At 36.1% G+C, this 17,716-nt stretch carries 15 protein-coding genes; 8 read left to right on the forward strand and 7 right to left on the reverse strand.

The genetic code is table 11. From position 1 onward, the window contains the following. Positions 1-596 precede the first annotated feature (596 nt). Positions 597-752 carry a hypothetical protein gene (locus ACFIMM_RS01605; RefSeq protein ID WP_375638156.1) on the forward strand — a complete coding sequence of 52 codons (156 nt, stop codon included), beginning with the start codon at positions 597-599 and terminating at the stop codon, positions 750-752. A gap of 280 nt (positions 753-1,032) precedes the next feature. Here ACFIMM_RS01605 and ACFIMM_RS01610 read toward each other — a convergent pair whose 3' ends face one another. The 4 genes from ACFIMM_RS01610 to dnaK all read right to left on the reverse strand — a co-directional run bounded on the left by ACFIMM_RS01610 (position 1,033) and on the right by dnaK (position 7,793). Further along, complete coding sequence (locus tag ACFIMM_RS01610) at positions 1,033-1,947, reverse strand: DMT family transporter (protein ID WP_375611392.1); 915 nt, start codon at positions 1,945-1,947, stop codon at positions 1,033-1,035. Positions 1,948-1,979: 32 nt separating this feature from the next. Then, the gene (gene argB / locus ACFIMM_RS01615; RefSeq protein ID WP_375611391.1) at positions 1,980-2,885 is read right to left on the reverse strand and encodes an acetylglutamate kinase; all 906 of its coding nucleotides are present in this window, start codon (positions 2,883-2,885) and stop codon (positions 1,980-1,982) included. A gap of 1,714 nt (positions 2,886-4,599) precedes the next feature. Next, positions 4,600-5,742 carry a molecular chaperone DnaJ gene (dnaJ, locus tag ACFIMM_RS01620; protein ID WP_375682607.1) on the reverse strand — a complete coding sequence of 381 codons (1,143 nt, stop codon included), beginning with the start codon at positions 5,740-5,742 and terminating at the stop codon, positions 4,600-4,602. 158 nt (positions 5,743-5,900) lie between these two features. After that, positions 5,901-7,793, reverse strand: a complete 1,893-nt coding sequence (gene dnaK, locus ACFIMM_RS01625; RefSeq protein WP_273790233.1) for a molecular chaperone DnaK — start codon at positions 7,791-7,793, stop codon at positions 5,901-5,903. 959 nt (positions 7,794-8,752) lie between these two features. Here dnaK and ACFIMM_RS01630 point away from each other — a divergent pair. Beyond that, on the forward strand, positions 8,753-9,307 hold the full coding sequence (locus ACFIMM_RS01630; RefSeq protein ID WP_375611390.1) for a copper chaperone PCu(A)C: 555 nt from the start codon (positions 8,753-8,755) through the stop codon (positions 9,305-9,307). Between the two features lie 110 nt (positions 9,308-9,417). Here ACFIMM_RS01630 and lysM read toward each other — a convergent pair whose 3' ends face one another. Beyond that, positions 9,418-9,873, reverse strand: coding sequence for a peptidoglycan-binding protein LysM (lysM, locus tag ACFIMM_RS01635; RefSeq protein ID WP_375611389.1), 456 nt, complete (start codon positions 9,871-9,873; stop codon positions 9,418-9,420). Positions 9,874-10,259: 386 nt separating this feature from the next. Between lysM and ACFIMM_RS01640 the strand changes: the two genes are divergently transcribed. The 6 genes from ACFIMM_RS01640 (at position 10,260) to thpR (ending at position 15,308) form a co-directional block, all read left to right on the forward strand. Next, the gene (locus ACFIMM_RS01640) at positions 10,260-10,982 is read left to right on the forward strand and encodes a response regulator transcription factor (protein WP_005774392.1); all 723 of its coding nucleotides are present in this window, start codon (positions 10,260-10,262) and stop codon (positions 10,980-10,982) included. A 39-nt stretch (positions 10,983-11,021) separates the two neighbouring features. Continuing rightward, entirely contained in the window at positions 11,022-12,806 is a 1,785-nt protein-coding gene (locus ACFIMM_RS01645; protein ID WP_375628484.1) for a stimulus-sensing domain-containing protein, read from the forward strand. A gap of 23 nt (positions 12,807-12,829) precedes the next feature. Further along, positions 12,830-13,294, forward strand: a complete 465-nt coding sequence (locus ACFIMM_RS01650) for an HPr kinase/phosphatase C-terminal domain-containing protein (protein ID WP_375628486.1) — start codon at positions 12,830-12,832, stop codon at positions 13,292-13,294. Between the two features lie 136 nt (positions 13,295-13,430). Next, on the forward strand, positions 13,431-13,829 hold the full coding sequence (locus ACFIMM_RS01655) for a PTS sugar transporter subunit IIA (RefSeq protein ID WP_375611386.1): 399 nt from the start codon (positions 13,431-13,433) through the stop codon (positions 13,827-13,829). Between the two features lie 17 nt (positions 13,830-13,846). Next, the gene (locus ACFIMM_RS01660; protein WP_012754483.1) at positions 13,847-14,140 is read left to right on the forward strand and encodes an HPr family phosphocarrier protein; all 294 of its coding nucleotides are present in this window, start codon (positions 13,847-13,849) and stop codon (positions 14,138-14,140) included. A gap of 628 nt (positions 14,141-14,768) precedes the next feature. Further along, on the forward strand, positions 14,769-15,308 hold the full coding sequence (gene thpR / locus ACFIMM_RS01665) for an RNA 2',3'-cyclic phosphodiesterase (RefSeq protein ID WP_375620860.1): 540 nt from the start codon (positions 14,769-14,771) through the stop codon (positions 15,306-15,308). 106 nt (positions 15,309-15,414) lie between these two features. Here the strand turns inward: thpR and grpE are convergent, their stop codons facing one another. After that, a complete protein-coding gene (gene grpE, locus ACFIMM_RS01670) occupies positions 15,415-16,077 on the reverse strand; it encodes a nucleotide exchange factor GrpE (RefSeq protein WP_375611384.1) in 663 nt (220 codons plus the stop codon). Positions 16,078-16,201: 124 nt separating this feature from the next. After that, positions 16,202-17,272: a heat-inducible transcriptional repressor HrcA gene (gene hrcA / locus ACFIMM_RS01675; RefSeq protein ID WP_273790224.1), complete on the reverse strand. Its 1,071-nt coding sequence runs from the start codon at positions 17,270-17,272 to the stop codon at positions 16,202-16,204. Positions 17,273-17,716 lie beyond the last annotated feature (444 nt).

Raw genomic sequence — 17,716 nt, forward strand, 5'->3', positions numbered from 1 at the left:
TATTATAATTATAAATCAATGTATTATCATATTTATATGATGGGCGTGTATATCACTTAGGCTTGCAATAAAATTCGCAAGAAATGCTTTTTTATTTGTACGCAATAATCTGCTTTTTTAGCAATCTTATATACAATAATATGAATATCGAGGGTGTTTCTTCTCAATTTTTAAAACTTTAGAAATGTGCTCTATTGAGTGATGTTTTATATACTTTTTATACAACTCCTTCCTTCTTCTATTAAAGATAAAACACACCAATCCTCTTCGATTCATTGGATAACGCATTGATTTATAATGATCGTTTATTGTTTTGCAATTTAAATGAAAACTCTGAATATCGCGAGCCTCTCTCATTTTAAATCTTCTCATAATGAATCAATAAATTTTTTGCTTCCCCATTATAAAACAGAGCTAGTGTATGGATAAAAACGTTTAAGAAATGAGTCAAAATGCCTCTCTCTTTCAAATGACAAAGGCTATCGTAATATTGAGAACAGATAAAGAAAATGCTAGTGCCTTTTATTTTAAGTAAAATGATGATGTTCTGTGGTTTTTCTATACTTCATGCAGACCGTCAATGAATATGATGTATATTGAGAAAACTATCTTTAAAAAAACGCTTTAATGTACAACGTTATGGGCGGTACTGTGGGCGTTCTATTTTGCGTGAGAAGCGTAACTCTATTAAAGGACAAAAGAAACAACGTGCGACAGTGCGTAATTTTCATTATTCAAAAACACTACCGTAGATGTTTTTGAAAGTTGTTAAAGCCGAATTTAAAAATGATCGTAAAGATGAGCGTTAATTTTTAACTTTATATCACCTCATGTTTTGGCTCAATGAAGATTGTCTGCCCAGTTTAGAAATTAGACAAACAGATAGAAGTATACTATTTCTCCAATTTGGTATGCAAAAACTGGAATAATTTATAGAACTTCTTAATCATCTTAATATTAAAAAAGCTCCAAAAAGGAAAACTCTACAAGCAAAAATCTCATGCAATAAAATCATAATAAAAAAATGTATAGCTAATCAATTTTTTTAATTGCTTTATTTTTTTTACGCCATTGTGAAGGTTGTAATTCAGCCACAATGATCCCAATCAGAATAAGCAAACCGCCCAATAAAGCTAAGGGAGATAAATGTTCTCCAGCCAAACGCCCAACAATACCAGCCCATACCGGTTCACCTGCGTAAATGAGTGTCGCACGCGTAGGGGAAATAGACTTTTGTGCCCAATTCATAGCTAATTGAATGATGGCACTCATTAATGCCAATCCTATACCAATATTAAACCAAACCCACGAAAATTCAGGAATGCTTTCTCCCATCAAAGGCATACAAGCAAATGAAAAAAAACCACTAAAAAATAACTGAATAATGGTTACACGCCGACTATCAACCTTGTTCGCAAAAATTCCGATGAGTATGACTTCTCCAGCAATCGCTAAAGCGCCTAACAAAGTTAAAATTTCGCCTTTTGAAAAATCAAAATTTCCCGGCTTTTGTCCTGAAATAAATACAAGCCCAATAAAAGCGAAAATAATGCCAATCCAACAAGCTAAACGGGGAGGTTTTTTAAAAACAATCCATTGCAAGATTGGAACCATCGGTACATAAAGCGCTGTGATAAAAGCTGACTGACTACTAATAATTGTTTGAAGTCCAGCTGCTTGAAAAGCATAACCAAAAAACATGGCTAAACCTATTGCCATCCCAGCGAAAACTTCATAAACAGTTATACCTTTTATAGAGCGCCAAAAAATTACCCCACATATAAGAGATGCAACAATAAAACGAAATCCAACAAAAAACAGAGGACCACTATAGCGTACCGCAATGTGAATGACTAAAAATGTAATGCCCCACAATATTGTCGCAGTAAATATTGCCAATTCTGGCTTACTTAATAAAGGATATTTAAACTGTTTTAGATTCACCATGAAAAACTTTCTCTTCCAATTTTCCCCACAATTTATGAAACAATAAGCGTTCCAACTCCCTGTTCGGTAAACAGCTCTAGTAAAACAGAATGAGGAGTTTTACCATTTAAAATGACAACACCTTCCACACCATTTTGAAGGGCTTTTATGCAAGTCTCTACTTTTGGAATCATGCCTCCTGAAATTGTCCCATTTTTAATAAATTTCTCAGCTTCAGAAACTGTCAATTCTTTTAAAAGTTTACCTTGTTTATCCAAAACACCAGGAACATCAGTGAGAAATAAAAGGCGTTTAGCCTCTAATGCACCAGCAATAGCTCCAGCAAAAATATCAGCATTGATATTATAAGTTTTACCATCGCGTCCTGGAGCTACAGGAGCAAGAACTGGTATCATTTCAGAAGATGCTAAAAGATCTAGCAATGTGCGGTCAACTTCAACAGGCTCACCAACAAACCCCAAATCTAAAACACGTTCAATATGCGAATCAGGATCAATGACAGTTTTATAAGCCTTTTCGGCAAAAACCATATTGCCATCCTTGCCGCATAATCCTATTGCCCATTCACCCTCAGCATTGATGAGAGCAACAATTTCTTTATTTATGGAACCCGCTAAAACCATTTCAACCACTTCAACGATCCGCTCATCGGTTACCCGTAGTCCGTTTTCAAATCGTGATTCAATCCCCATTTTCATTAAAATTTCAGCAATTTGAGGCCCACCACCATGAACAACAACAGGATTGATCCCCGATTGCTTTAATAGAGCAATATCACGCGCAAATGCTCGCCCCAAAGCAGGATCACCCATAGCATGGCCGCCATATTTTACCACGACCGTTTCATTTTCATATTTTTGCATATAAGGTAAAGCAGACGATAAAAATGCTGCTTGTTTTTCCAAAACATCTACATCACCGTTTTTAGCATCATCCATCAATAGAGCCTCCTCATCACTTTTTACCATCTCTTAATGAAATTTAGGAAAAGTGAAAACAATAAAACCAAACTTTACTCTATCCACCCCCTCCCCTGAAAATCGTCAATTTTCCTCTAAATTACGAAAAAGGAATAGCAAAATGAAATACAAAAAACTTCCTTTAAAAATTGACAGCGAAAAATTAAACAAAATAGACGTAAAAAAATGTCATTATTTTATGATCTTATATATAAAATTGAAAAGCAAAATTTTGAAGCTAAGCCGTACATTCAACTCATTAGTTTATCCCTACGGATACTTAACAATGAATAGGAATATATACAACCATTGATTTTATAAGATAAAAATAAAGTTTCTTATAATAATAAAATTAACATATTCCCAAGATTAAGAAATCACTCAACTGCTTTATAGCTTATCCCAATAAACTATAACTTTGGTTTTAAAAATTTGACTTTTTCTCAATCATTAAACATGAGGAAATGTCGATTGAACGCTCCTCATGGAGAATCATAATAAGTTGATTTATAATAATAATTTATCTTTTTATATCGTAAAATCGAAAAAAGGCTTTGCAACATTATCCATATATTGTGATAGCTCTTCAAAAGCATCTTCGTAAAAGCATTTAATTGTTTAGATTACTCTCTTCGTAAGGTTTTATAAAACTTCTCATTTTTCATGATCGGTCATTAAGTTTTTCTTTCTGCATAGCGATACATGCTTGAATTATTCAATGTTTTTTAGAATTGTTAATTCTTTTAATGTATTATTTTAATTATGTTATTTTATGAAAAAAGATTCATTTCGTATACTTCTCTTTCCATATCACTAACAATTTCAATAATATGTCGTGCTGTTTTCTAAGCATATTGTGCTATTTTTTTATTGTATTTATTTTTTCTTTTTAAAGGTAACGTCTTCTATCTTCCCACCAACTTTTTATTATGCCAATAAATTCAATTAAGTGAATTCCATCGAATCTGTTTTCCCACAAGAGAGATACATCAAATACCTCAAAACGTGTTTTGTTATGTATTCTTTAGCATTAAACACACATTATCTCATTCCACAATTTCTTTGGAACAAAATAAACTTGATTATAGCGTTTTTTATTATCTGGAAGAACTATTTATGACATCAGAAATACAAAACTAAATCCGCATCTAAAAAGACATGATTACGGCTAAAAGCTAAGATGAGGCATGTAAAAGCTATTCCAAATAAAATAACCCTTATTTTAAAGGAAGCAGTGATTAAAACTATGAAAAATGCCAAAAATAAAATCGGTTATAAGAAGTTGATACTTTATTTGAAAAAGATGGATTGCCTAACAGCTTATTTAGCGTTTCTTGGCAAGCTGCTACCTATTTTACAGTTTTATTATAGAGCCTTTAAAAAGAAATACAAAAAATACTGAATGCATAAAGGCAGTTATCATGACACTGGTAATATTTATTATCAATCACTCAATTGCGTTCTTATATGGATAAGCCCTTTTTAAAATGTCATAGACACTCAAAAATAAGACTTATCCATAAAACTCATGAAATATAAAAACTATCAGCAGCAGGAGTTTATCCTAAATTAGCTGTCTCTCTCTTTTCTTTTCAAGAAAAAATGCTTTTCAAAGACAATGAGATAATAGAAAACTTAATGAAAATAACTTTCCTACAGCTCTCTCTAATTATTCTGAGAACATTCACATATTTTAACCAGAAATATTTTCAAAAAATTCTTTCATACGTGAAAAAAAACCATGTGATTGCGGTGAATTTTCATGATTTGAGAGCTTTTCAAATTTTTGCAACAATTCACGTTGTTCTTGCGTTAATTTCTGCGGTGTCTCAATCGTGATATGGATGTAAAGATCACCCCTTGCTTGCTGACGGCGCAACATGGGCATACCTTTGCCTCTAAGGCGGAATTGACGTCCATTTTGTGTCCCTTCTGGAATCTTAACGCGTGCTTTAACACCATCAAGGTCGGAAACTTCAAACTCTCCTCCTAAAGCAGCTGTTACCATTGAAATAGGAACGCGACAGTGAAGATCTGCTCCTTCTCGCTGAAAAAACTCATGCGGTTTAATGGAAAGGAAAATATAAAGATCACCATTGGGGCCACCACGAATACCAGCATCACCCTCACCAGAAAGGCGAATACGCGTTCCATCTTCAATACCAGCTGGAACATTTACGCTCAATGAACGTTTTTTCTCTATGCGTCGTGTCCCCTGACATTTGGGGCATGGATCCGTAATAGTTTCACCACGTCCATGACATGAAGGACATGTTCGCTCAATAGAAAAGAAACCTTGTGCAGCACGCACACGACCAGATCCATGACATGTTCCACAAACTTGCGGCTTAGAGCCTTTTCTCGCTCCTGATCCTTCACAAACATCACACGTAACGGAACTGGGAATATTAATTTCTGCAGTTTTTCCTGAAAATGCCTCTTCTAAAGTCACTTCCATATTATAACTCAAATCTGCGCCACGTTCGCGACTATCACCACGCTTACGGTGTGTCCCTCCCATAATCTCACCAAAAAAGTCTTCGAAAATATCCGCAAATCCACCACCAGCAGCAAAACCACCAAAGGGATTTGCTCCCCCTTGACCACCGCTATTTTCAAAGGCCGCATGGCCAAATCGATCATAAGCAGCACGCTTCTGGGGATCTTTAAGAACTTCATAGGCTTCGCCAATTTCTTTGAATTTTCGCTCTGCCTCTTTATCCCCCGCGTTGCGATCAGGATGATATTGCATTGCCAACTTACGAAAAGCAGATTTCAACTTTTTATCATCACATTCGCGAGTCACGCCAAGAATTTCATAATAGTCAACCTTCATCATGTATTCCTGATAATTTTTCTGTCATCCATCTTTATGGATAATATTGCTTTTAATTTATATTTTTAGCAACAAAGTTGCAACTTATCTCAAATAATAAAGCCCAGCCTTATATTTCAAAGGCCGGGTTTATCAATTAATCAACACATATGCTGACACTATTTCTTCTTATCATTAACTTCTTCAAAATCAGCATCAACAACATCATCATTCTTTGCCTCTGTTTCAGTGTCAGCGCTCGCTGCTTGTGAGGCTTCGTACATAGCCTGTCCAAGTTTCATACTGACTTCTGCTAATTTTTGCATCTTTGTTGTTACTTCTTCCGTATCACTGCCTTCAAGCGCAGATTTCAAATCAGATATTGCTGTTTCAATCTGTCCCTTTTCTTCAGCTGATACTTTATCGCCATATTCATTGAGCGACTTTTCAGTTGAATGAATAAGAGCCTCCGCTTGATTTCTAGCTTCAACACCTTCACGGCGTTTTTTATCCTCAGCCGCGTGCTCTTCTGCATCCTTTACCATTTTTTCAATATCAGCATCACTTAAACCACCTGATGCCTGAATACGAATTTGATGCTCTTTACCTGTTCCCTTATCTTTGGCCGAAACATTAACAATACCATTCGCATCAATATCAAAAGTAACTTCAATTTGAGGTATACCACGTGGGGCTGGAGGAATACCAACAAGATCAAATTGAGCCAATAACTTATTATCACTTGCCATTTCCCGTTCACCTTGGAAAACACGAATCGTCACAGCACTCTGGTTATCATCAGCTGTCGAAAAAACTTGCGATTTTTTCGTCGGGATAGTGGTATTGCGCTCAATAAGGCGTGTGAAAACCCCACCCAAGGTTTCAATACCCAAAGATAAAGGTGTTACATCTAGCAACAACACATCTTTGACATCGCCTTGCAATACACCTCCTTGGATGGCAGCACCCATTGCGACCACTTCATCAGGATTAACGCCTTTGTGTGGATCCTTACCAAAGAAGCTCTGCACAACTTGCTGAATCTTGGGCATACGTGTCATTCCACCCACTAAAACAACTTCGTCAATCTCACCGGCCTTTAATCCAGCATCTTTCAACGCAGCTTTACAAGGTTCAATGGTACGCTGCACTAAATCGTCAACGAGAGATTCAAATTTTGCCCGAGTCAATTTCATTGTTAAGTGCTTGGGACCTGATTGATCTGCCGTGATAAATGGTAAATTGATTTCTGTTTGCTGTGACGAAGAAAGCTCAATTTTTGCTTTTTCTGCCGCTTCTTTTAAGCGCTGTAAAGCGAGTTTATCATTTTTCAGATCAATTCCTTGTTCTTTTTTGAATTCATCGGCAAAATAACCGACCAAGCGCATGTCAAAGTCTTCACCCCCTAAAAACGTATCCCCATTGGTTGACTTAACTTCAAAAACGCCATCTCCAATTTCAAGGACTGAAATATCAAATGTACCACCACCAAGGTCGTAAACAGCAATTGTTTTTCCGTCCTTTTTGTCCAAACCATAAGCTAAAGCAGCAGCAGTTGGCTCATTAATAATCCGTAAAACTTCAAGTCCAGCAATTTTACCTGCGTCTTTCGTGGCTTGACGTTGCGCATCATTAAAATAAGCAGGAACCGTAATAACGGCTTGTTCAACTTTTTCACCAAGATAAGATTCTGCTGTTTCCTTCATCTTTTGCAAAATCATAGCTGAAATTTGTGACGGAGAATATTTCTTTCCCGCCTCTTCAACCCATGCATCACCATTGTCACCTTTAACAATTTTATAAGGAACAAGCGCTTTATCTTTTTCAACCATAGGGTCATCAAAACGGCGCCCTATCAAACGTTTAACTGCAAAAACTGTCCCTTCAGGATTTGTCACCGCCTGCCGTTTAGCAGGCTGCCCAACAAGCCGCTCCCCCCCATCAGTAAAGGCAACAACGGAAGGTGTTGTTCGCGCTCCTTCTGAGTTTTCAATAACTTTTGCGTTTTTGCCATCCATAACAGCCACACAAGAGTTCGTTGTCCCCAAATCAATACCAATTACTTTTGCCATATTATAATCTCCATTCAGCAAGCTACCTCAACCTTCATAAAGCATCTTTTTAAGATAGCTCCTCATAACACCTAAAGCCCGTATATTGCTTCAAGCAATATAAATAATAATAAACTGCAAGTCGCAACAAGCCTTGCTGCCTCGTATATAAGAACAGGCTTTTATTGCTACAAGAGAATAATGAGAGAAACATCTCCAAAATAAAAAATTTATTTTAAAATAGGCACTCTAATGACCCATAAATACCATATTTATGAGAGACTTGAGAGCATAATATATTTTTCTTGCAATTCTCAAAAAATATATCTTTCTATAAAAATTAAAAAATAAAAGAATGATTGCACTCTCGCTCTTGATCTTCTCATCATTGATAAAATCATACTCACGTAAAAGCTTTTTAAAAGGCGAATAATTTATATCACAAATATTATAAATTTTCCTTGGACTAAAATAGTCATCATATCTAATGCTCATATCAGTAAAGGTATTATCTATCGATCTCCTTTCAAAAATTCTCCTTCTAACGGTCTCATTGTTTGCGGCTATTTGAAATCTGTGCTTTAAATTCATCTAAAGCGTTTTTTCTTAACTGTATAATTTTGAACTTTGAAAATATATAAAAATACCTCTGTATAAACGCTTTAAAATGCCAAGAGCTGTCATAATATTAAAATTGGTAAAGTAGTTGATGATTGTTCTGTATTATATCTTCATTAAGTAAAATAGTAGTGCATCATAGATTTTATACCATTTGCAAATACTATTTATGAGATGAACACGGAAGCGTTAAGAGGTGTGTTGTCATTGTAAATCTTACTGTCTTCTTTTAAATTTCAAGAATTCTATGATTTTTATATTCAAATCAATTTCATTTTAGCATTTCTTTCTTTTATTTTAAATAAAAGCTCTGCTAAAATAAAAATATTCAAAGTGTGAATCTTATGAAGGAGGGTAAATCAATGATGACATCTATTATTAAAAAAATAACAAATCTCATCTTTAAGAATATAATACATACACAATATCCATACAAAAAGGTTATCATAAATATCGTGTGTGCTCTTCTCTTTGCTGGTATAACCTTGCCAGCAGGTGCTCAGCAATATAAACTTGGCGACATAGAAATTCTCAATCCTTGGACACGCGAAACACCTAGAGGTATAAGAGTTGGTAGCGGTTATCTCTACATTATTAATCACAGTAATACCCCAGACCGTTTGGTTTCTATTTCCACAAACGGAGTAAAAACAACAGAGATACACTCTATGGCTGTCGTTAATGATATTATGAAAATGGAAAAAATGCACAATGGCATTGAAATTCCGGGAAATGGCGAAATCACGCTTAAGCCTGGCGGTGATCATATTATGTTCATGGGGCTTTCACAACCATTTAAGTTAGGTGATAAAATTAGCGCAAAATTAACATTTGAGAAAGCAGGAACCATTGATGTTGATTTCTCTGTAAACGCTATGAAAGTACCATCACCTTCTAAATCCTCTCCTGTTCACTAAGCTCCTTTTATTATAAATACACACTTTATAAAATGAAGAAGCGTGAAATTTTTTACGCTTCTTTATTTTTTGTTTAATGCCATCAGTAAAAAATTATCCCCTTTGATGAATTAACTATGGTCAATTTCAGGAATACGTAAAACTTGTCCAGGATAAATTTTATCGGGAGATTTTAGCATTGGCTTATTGGCTTCAAAAATAAATGTGTTTTTATTACCTTGCCCTTTTCCATAAACCTCTTCAGCAATTTTCCAAAGATTATCACCAGATTTAACCTCATAAAAGCGAGAAGTTTTTCTAGGCGTTGTATCTATAACCTTTAATTGATTAACATCTACAGAAGAGATACCTTGTGAATTGCCAACAACCAGCAGTGCTTTTTCAAGTGTTTCCCTATCTGGAACTTCACCGCTTAAAATAGCTTTACCGTCTTCAACTTGAATATTGACTTTTTCTGTACCGAGTTGAAAATGATCAAATGCTCTCTTAAAATCCTTTTCTTTTGGTTCATGGTCCCCAATACCTAACTTTTCCCCTACGGTTTTAATAAAATTAAAAAATCCCATTACGACCTCCTTTCGTGTAGCAGAAACAAATTTTTGTGCATATATTGCCACATTCTTTTCTTTGCTCTTAAAACACATAGGCAGATTTTCTAAACTTCAACAATCAAAACTACATCTGTTCAATTATGAGACAAATACAATAATAAACTTTGTAATAAACCTTGATAAAAAAAGCCTTTATGAAAATTTTCTCTCAAATGAAGGGATCTTAATAGACGTAGAAACATTATAAATTATGAAAGCAAAACAAGATTTTACAGTAATGACAAAAGGTTTTTTACTTTGCTACAATTTGTATCATATTTGTTTTGCAAAAAAAATATGAACTCCCATATAAATAAGTGTGGGTAATTTGCTACCACAGCAATAGAAAGGTCTAAGAAACCATGAAAGATACACCAACAATCACGCAAACGATTGTACTTGTTGATGATGATCGCAATATTTTGACATCTTTATCTTTTGCGCTTGAGACAGAAGGATATCGGGTTGAAAGCTATACAGATGGAGCATCTGCACTCAAGGGTCTCACACTTCACCCTCCACACTTAGCTATTTTTGATATTAAAATGCCCCGAATGGATGGGATGGAACTTTTGCGTCGTTTGCGTCAAAAATCTGATCTTCCAGTTATTTTTCTTACCTCTAAAGATGATGAAATTGATGAATTATTTGGTCTCAAAATGGGAGCTGATGATTTTATTACTAAACCTTTCTCCCAACGTCTTCTTATTGAACGCGTGAAAGCTATTTTACGCCGTTCTAATGCACGTAACCAACCGCTTTCTACAGGAACTTCTTCCACCTCTTCTCTCAAACGCGGAGATCTTGTGATGGATCAAGAACGCCACACCTGTACATGGAAAGATAAACCTGTTATTTTAACCGTTACGGAATTTTTGATTCTGCAAACCTTAGCACAAAGACCAGGAGTTGTAAAAAGTCGTGATGCTTTAATGGATGCTGCTTATAGTGATCAAGTCTACGTAGATGATCGCACCATTGATAGTCACATTAAACGTCTGCGTAAAAAGTTTAAACAAGTGGATGATGATTTTGCAATGATTGAAACACTTTATGGTGTAGGTTATCGTTTCCACGAGGTATAAAACTACTTTGTCGCAAAAATTTGAATGGCAATCAAATCGATGACAGACAATTCTCAACTGGAAACTTTACAAAAAACAACCGTTAATGGTACATCCTCAACGCCATTTCTTATGTTCGCTCGTTTGCATCTTCGAACACAACGTCTCTTTAGACAATTGCTTTTTTCCAGCCTCACACGTCGCATTGTTATATTAAACATTGCTGCTCTTGCTGTTTTAGTTACAGGCATTTTATACCTTAACCAATTTCGCGATGGTTTAATTGAAGCAAAAATCAAAAGTTTATGTACCCAAGGAAAAATTATTGCTGGGGCTATTGCTGCTTCTGCAACAGTAGATACAAATTCTATCCTCATTGACCCTCAAAAACTCTTAGAGTTACAGACTGGTGAAAGCGTTACACCCGCTCCTCAATCAACCGATTCTTGGGATTTTCCTATTAACCCTGAGCAAGTTGCCCCTCTTTTACGGCGTCTTATTACACCTAAAACGACAAGAGCACGTATCTATGATCGTGATGCTACTCTCCTTCTTGATTCGCGCGTTCTTTATTCTAGTGGAGAAGTTTTTAGTTATGATTTACCCCCACTTAAAACAGAACAAAACATGTGGGATCGCCTTACTTCATGGTATTCAAGCGCATTTTATGGCAAAGGTATTGCTCTTGACAGAGAACAAACAAAAACCAGTGGTATTGCTTATCCAGAAGTGTACCGCGCATTAAACGGATCTCTTGCTACGGCTAAAAGACGCAACAGACAAGGGCAATTAATTGTTTCTGTTGCCGTTCCTGTTCAACGCTATCGCGCAGTGGTTGGAGCTCTTCTTCTTTCAACCACTGGTTCCGATATTGATAACATTGTAAAAGGCGAAAGACTGGTTATCTTTAAAGTTTTTGCCGTTGTAGGTAGCGTACTTTTGGTTCTTTCTCTCTTTTTGGCCCATACGATTGCCCATCCATTAAGTAAATTATCTGCCTCGGCTAATCGAGTGCGTAATGGTAATAATCAGCGTGTAGAAATTCCTGATTTTTCAATGCGTGAAGATGAAATTGGTCACCTTTCAACTTCTATTCGTGATATGACTAATGCCCTTTATATGCGTATTGAAGCCATTGAACGCTTTGCTGCTGATGTAAGCCACGAATTAAAAAATCCTCTCACCTCTCTACGCAGTGCTGTTGAAACGCTCCCTCTGGCTAAAAATGAAGAAGCACAAGAAAAATTGCTGGAAATTATTCAACATGATGTGCGCCGCCTTGATCGGTTGATTACAGATATTTCTGATGCATCGCGACTCGATGCAGAGCTTGCACGAGAAACCGCAGAGATTGTTGATATGACACCGCTTTTGGAAAGTCTTGTTCATGCTGTTCAGGAAGTGTATCGTAATACGCAAACTATTGATATAAGCCTTAATATTGTCCCACGTTCTCATGGAAAAGCTTATCTTGTATTGGGACATGAACTTCGTTTAGGACAAGTGATTTCAAATCTTCTTGAAAATGCGCGTTCTTTTATTCCTCGGAATCGTGGCAAAATTTGCATTACTATGAAAAGTCATGCTTCAATCCTTATTTTAACCATTGAAGATAATGGCCCAGGTATTCGTTCAGAAAATATTGAACGCATTTTTGAACGTTTTTACACAGATCGACCAAATGAAGATGCTTTTGGACAAAACTCTGGACTTGGCCTTTCTATTAGTCGGCAAATCATCGAGGCTCATAATGGGACAATTACAGCCGAAAATATTATTGATCCTACACTTGGGAAGTGTAAAACTGGTGCACGTTTTACTATCATGCTTCCGCTTGCTAAATAAATCTTTTATCCAAAGTAAAAGACATGAAAACAAAATGTGAAATACTCCACGCAAATTGCCTTCAACTAGGCGGCAAGGGGCTGTTAATTATAGGTCCATCCGGATCAGGAAAATCAACCATCACCCTTTCTTTGCTTGACCGCGCTGAGTGGTCAAAACGTGAAGCGAAGCTTATCAGTGATGATTATACAATGTTGCGTGCGGAAAATGGAAAGCTTCACGGATACACTCCTGATAATTTAGAGGGCGGCATCGAGATTCGTGGCGTTGGTCTTTATATGATAGAATTTGAAAAGCACACAACTATCGATTGTGTTATTTTTCTCGGTCCGGAATATGAACGTTTTTCCACAAATAAAACTTTTCAATTTGAAAATTTGCACATTCCTCTTTTAAAACTTCCCTCTCTTCGTGAAGCCGATTGTACAGCCATTTGTCAAGCTATTGAAGCATTTTTGTTTAGAAAAGTATGGCAAAAATCTGTCTAATTTTTTTCTAAAGATAAAAAAATCACAATTTTTGCCTTTTGTTTGCAAATTTTTCTTGGCAGCAAGATAAAGCCTTGTACAATGTCTTTCCCACCAACTATGGTTGGGTCTTATTAGTTAACAGGAGTTTGCGTAAATGATTGGACTCGTGCTTGTAACGCACGGTGAGCTGGCTGTCGAATTTTTACATGCCGTGGAACATGTTGTTGGAGTACAAGAAAAGTTCGCAACAATATGCGTTTATCCCGATGACGATATAGATCAGCGCCGAGGTGATATTATAGCCGCAGTAACCGATACAGATACGGATCATGGCGTCATCATATTAACAGATGTGTTCGGTGGAACACCATCAAATATAGCTATTCCTGCTATTGAAAAAGGACGCGTTGAAATGATTGCGGGTGTTAATTTGCCCATGCTTATTAAACTGATTTCTATTCGCAAATGTCCTGATATTTCATTATCAGACGCGTTAAGAATAGCACAAGAAGCAGGGCGTAAATATATTAATGTACCAAGTATGATTTTATAGCGGATAATAAAATACCAATGTTTTCCAAAGATACCCTCCCATGTATAAGTCGTCATTTCAATATCTGTAATAAACGTGGGTTGCATGCACGTGCTTCTGCAAAATTTGTACAAACTGTTGACAATTTTAATGTTACTGTTGAAGTTGAAAAGGACGGGAAAATTGTTGGCGGATCATCAATTATGGGACTTATGATGCTAGCGGCTTCATCCGGTTGCAACCTCACCATTCGTGTTTCAGGACCAGAAGCAACAGATGCTCTTAATGCTCTTGAAAAGCTCATCAATAACAACTTTGGAGAGGAAAACTAGTGCTTTTTCATCATAAACAAAGATGATAATTCTTAGAAAATAGGAACTTTCGATCATTATTTTGAATTTTAATTTCTCTTCCCGCTTTTATACCAATATTCATATCCATTATAGATTGGCATAATTATCATAAATGTAAAAGCTTATAGTAATTTTGTTATGCTCGATTTTTTTCTTCCTTTCCTAACATTATTTGACCAATTTGAATAGTTTTGCGTATTATGGCTATTCCCCGACTTAATCATATAATTAAATTTTTACAGAAAAGAGAACTCTTTACCTTGTATTAAAGTATGCTTTATTTTAGGCTAAAGATAAATGTCAAAATAATTTCGCACATCAAAAATCTATCAACTTTTCTTATTTTCTGCTAACTTTGTAGCCTTTATAATACACAAGTAATCTTCCATTGCACATCATTGTGATACAGATCCTGAAAACGCAATTCTTATCAATATCATAACCATTTTCTTAAAACAAATAAGCTGTGTATATTCATAATTATGGTAAGCATTTTTTAAACATTATTTTTCTATACTATTGCCTTATGTTCTTTGGTAGACAACACACTCTCGTTATCTATCATTGTGCTTGGAGTGGCATCTTTTCATTGTAAAGAGGTAATATTGTGGGTCGTCTATTTAGTGCCCTTCAAATTCCTCAACAAACAACACAACAACTTGTGTCGTTGCAAAGTGGCTTACCAAATACGCAGTGGATTAATTCGCAAAATTTTCATGTCACCTTATCTTTTTTTGGCAAAGTTGAAAGTTCTACCGCAGATATACTTATGCACGCCTTTGACACAATAAAGCTCTCTCCTTTTATGCTACAAATAGATGGTTTTGATATTTTTGGTTCAGAAAATACTGCCCCCTCTCTTGTTATTCGCATTAAACCTTGTAAAGCTCTCAATCTTCTACACGAAAAGATGCAATCTATCCGTAGCCATTTAGGTCTAACACCTGATGAAAGAGAATTTACTCCACATATTACTATTGCGCGACTGCTTGATACTAAACCTGAAGACCTTGTTCCTTATCTGTTCTTTCGAAGGAATTTTTCATTTCCTCCTTTTGAGGTTGATCATTTTGTTTTATTTTCATCGCCATTTCCCTCAAGCGATGCCGTGTATGTTGTAAAAGGAAATTGGCCACTTCAAAAATAAAAGGGTGTTTGTCACACCCTTTAAAAACTCTTTGAGAAAAGACCCTATATATATGAAACTGCAGGGAATACTGCATTTTACGATAGAGGTTTGTTATTGATGTGTTTTAAGCCGAATCAGCTTCAACAGAAGCTTCTTTTGCTCCTCCTTTAGCTACACCCACTATAGCTGGACGTAGTACCCTTTCCCCGATAATATAACCTGCCTGAACCACTTGTTGAACAGTATTATCTGGAACATCAGCATTGGGAATTTCAAACATCGCTTGATGAAAGTGAGGATCAAATTTTTGCCCCTCTGGATGAATTTTTTGCACCCCATGACGTTCTAATGCTGCCATCATGGCACGTTCAGTCATTTCAACGCCTTCTGCCAATGATTTCAAACCAGCATCACTCTCCCGTGCACCTTCTGGAATAGCTTCCAAAGCACGATTGAGATTGTCAGAAACCGATAACATATCCCGTGCAAAATTAGCAATGGAATAAGCTCTTGCATCCGCCACATCTCGCATAGTACGGCGTCGAAGATTTTCCATATCTGCAACAAGACGTAAAAGCTGATCTTTCAGTTCTTTATTTTCATCCTGCAAAGACGCTAAAAGATCACTAACCTCATTGCTTTCTGTTTCAACGACTTCGTGTTCCTCTGTTTTATGTGTTTTTAAAAATTCATCGGCTGCCTGTTTAAGTGTATTACGATCAGCTGGATTTTTTAAATCACAATTTTCAAATGAAGCGTCAGTAAATTTGTTTTTTTCATCAGACATAAAAATTTTATTCCTTCATAAGATTCGTTATTCTCGATATCGAAATTCTACAGACAAAAATCAAGGGGTAGCAATGTATATAATACAATGAGCTTTTATAGTACAAATACTTACTTGCATCGTTTTAACGCAATAACTGTGACACAAGTTGAGCTGTATAATCAACCATGGGCACGATCCTTGCATAATTAAGCCGTGTAGGACCAATAACACCTAAAGCACCAATGACTCTTTGTTGTGAATCACGATAAGGTGCTACAACTAAAGAAGAACCAGAAAGAGAAAATAACTTATTTTCTGAACCAATAAAAATTCTAACCCCAGAACCTTCATCCGTTAAATCGAGAAGCTGTGCCATACTCTCGCGCGTTTCAAGATCATCAAACAAATGGCGTAACCGTTCTAAATCTTCTTCTGCTTTTACATCTTCAAGCAAATTGCTACGCCCGCGAACAATGAGGTGTATTTTATGATCAGCATCTTCTCCTCCCCAAAGAGCTAATCCCGTTTCAACAAGATGATGCGATAAATCATCAAGTGCAGCCCGTGTTTCTGCACATAAGCGGGCAATTTCCCCTTTAGCTTCACTTAGTGTGCGCCCTTGGATATGGGCATTGAGAAAATTCGTTGCTTCCGTCAATTGTGCATGAGTAACCCCTTCTGGTAAATGAACAATACGATTTTCAACTTCACCTTGTTGAGTCACCAAAACGGCAAGAGCATGCTCCCTATCAAGGCGCACAAATTCAATATGTTTCAATGTTCCTTCTTGTTTCGTTGCTAAAACAAGCCCTGCCCCACGTGAAAGATCTGAAAGAACTCGGCTTGCTTGAACAAGAAAATGTTCAACCGATTGTGCATGACCAGCCTCTTTGACTTGCATTTCAATATTTTCTCGCTCTTCGTTTGGCAAATCACCCGCTTCCATAAATGCATCAACAAAAAAGCGTAAACCTGATTGTGTCGGCATTCGACCCGCAGAAACATGTGGTGCATAAATCAAACCGAGATGTTCAAGATCACTCATCACGTTACGAATCGTTGCAGGTGATAATGTCTGTTGCAAAAGCCGCGAAAGATTACGTGACCCTACAGGTTCCCCATCATTAAGATAAGCTTCAACAATATGGCGAAAAATATCACGCGAACGCTCATCAAGATATTTTAGTTCATTATCAATAGTTTTGTGTTTCATCACAATTGTTTCACTATTTTTAAAATCCTCATCTCTTATATAAGTTTTGCCAAGGTTTGGTCAAATAGTCTAAAGTAGTATAAAAACATATTATCCTATTGAGCTGTAAAATGCTACCTTTCAGAGTGATGCTTGATAAATTACGCAGGAAATATTTTTTGTTAGAGTGTGTGAGAAATATTTAAGATAAGAGTTGATCTGTAAAGTGGTCTGCTGTAGGGACTTGTCAAAAGAATCTAGATTGATTAAAAACCGCTGTAAGTAGAAAATTTTACCCTTTAGAGCAAGCAGAAAATTGGAAATTTACCATAAAAATGCTATCATAAAAAAGACATGTCTTTCCTATCTTTGCAAGGTTATCTTCGTACAAGATAAAAAATTTTATTGGAACAAAATATCATAAAACATGTAAAATAATCATATCATGTAAAATCAAGCAGAATA

The sequence above is a fragment of the Bartonella sp. AP258QHHD genome, from assembly GCF_042196145.1.
In the GTDB taxonomy this organism is placed as follows: domain Bacteria; phylum Pseudomonadota; class Alphaproteobacteria; order Rhizobiales; family Rhizobiaceae; genus Bartonella.

Excerpts from the sequence above, each read along its gene's own strand:
- ACFIMM_RS01660 (WP_012754483.1), top strand. The coding sequence starts at position 13,847 with ATGTTTTCCAAAGATACCCTCCCATGTATAAGTCGTCATTTCAATATC.
- ACFIMM_RS01610 (WP_375611392.1), bottom strand. The coding sequence starts at position 1,947 with ATGGTGAATCTAAAACAGTTTAAATATCCTTTATTAAGTAAGCCAGAA.
- ACFIMM_RS01630 (WP_375611390.1), top strand. The coding sequence starts at position 8,753 with ATGATGACATCTATTATTAAAAAAATAACAAATCTCATCTTTAAGAAT.
- ACFIMM_RS01640 (WP_005774392.1), top strand. The coding sequence starts at position 10,260 with ATGAAAGATACACCAACAATCACGCAAACGATTGTACTTGTTGATGAT.
- dnaJ (WP_375682607.1), bottom strand. The coding sequence starts at position 5,742 with ATGAAGGTTGACTATTATGAAATTCTTGGCGTGACTCGCGAATGTGAT.
- hrcA (WP_273790224.1), bottom strand. The coding sequence starts at position 17,272 with ATGAAACACAAAACTATTGATAATGAACTAAAATATCTTGATGAGCGT.
- dnaK (WP_273790233.1), bottom strand. The coding sequence starts at position 7,793 with ATGGCAAAAGTAATTGGTATTGATTTGGGGACAACGAACTCTTGTGTG.
- ACFIMM_RS01645 (WP_375628484.1), top strand. The coding sequence starts at position 11,022 with ATGACAGACAATTCTCAACTGGAAACTTTACAAAAAACAACCGTTAAT.
- lysM (WP_375611389.1), bottom strand. The coding sequence starts at position 9,873 with ATGGGATTTTTTAATTTTATTAAAACCGTAGGGGAAAAGTTAGGTATT.
- grpE (WP_375611384.1), bottom strand. The coding sequence starts at position 16,077 with ATGTCTGATGAAAAAAACAAATTTACTGACGCTTCATTTGAAAATTGT.
- ACFIMM_RS01655 (WP_375611386.1), top strand. The coding sequence starts at position 13,431 with ATGATTGGACTCGTGCTTGTAACGCACGGTGAGCTGGCTGTCGAATTT.
- ACFIMM_RS01650 (WP_375628486.1), top strand. The coding sequence starts at position 12,830 with ATGAAAACAAAATGTGAAATACTCCACGCAAATTGCCTTCAACTAGGC.
- argB (WP_375611391.1), bottom strand. The coding sequence starts at position 2,885 with ATGGATGATGCTAAAAACGGTGATGTAGATGTTTTGGAAAAACAAGCA.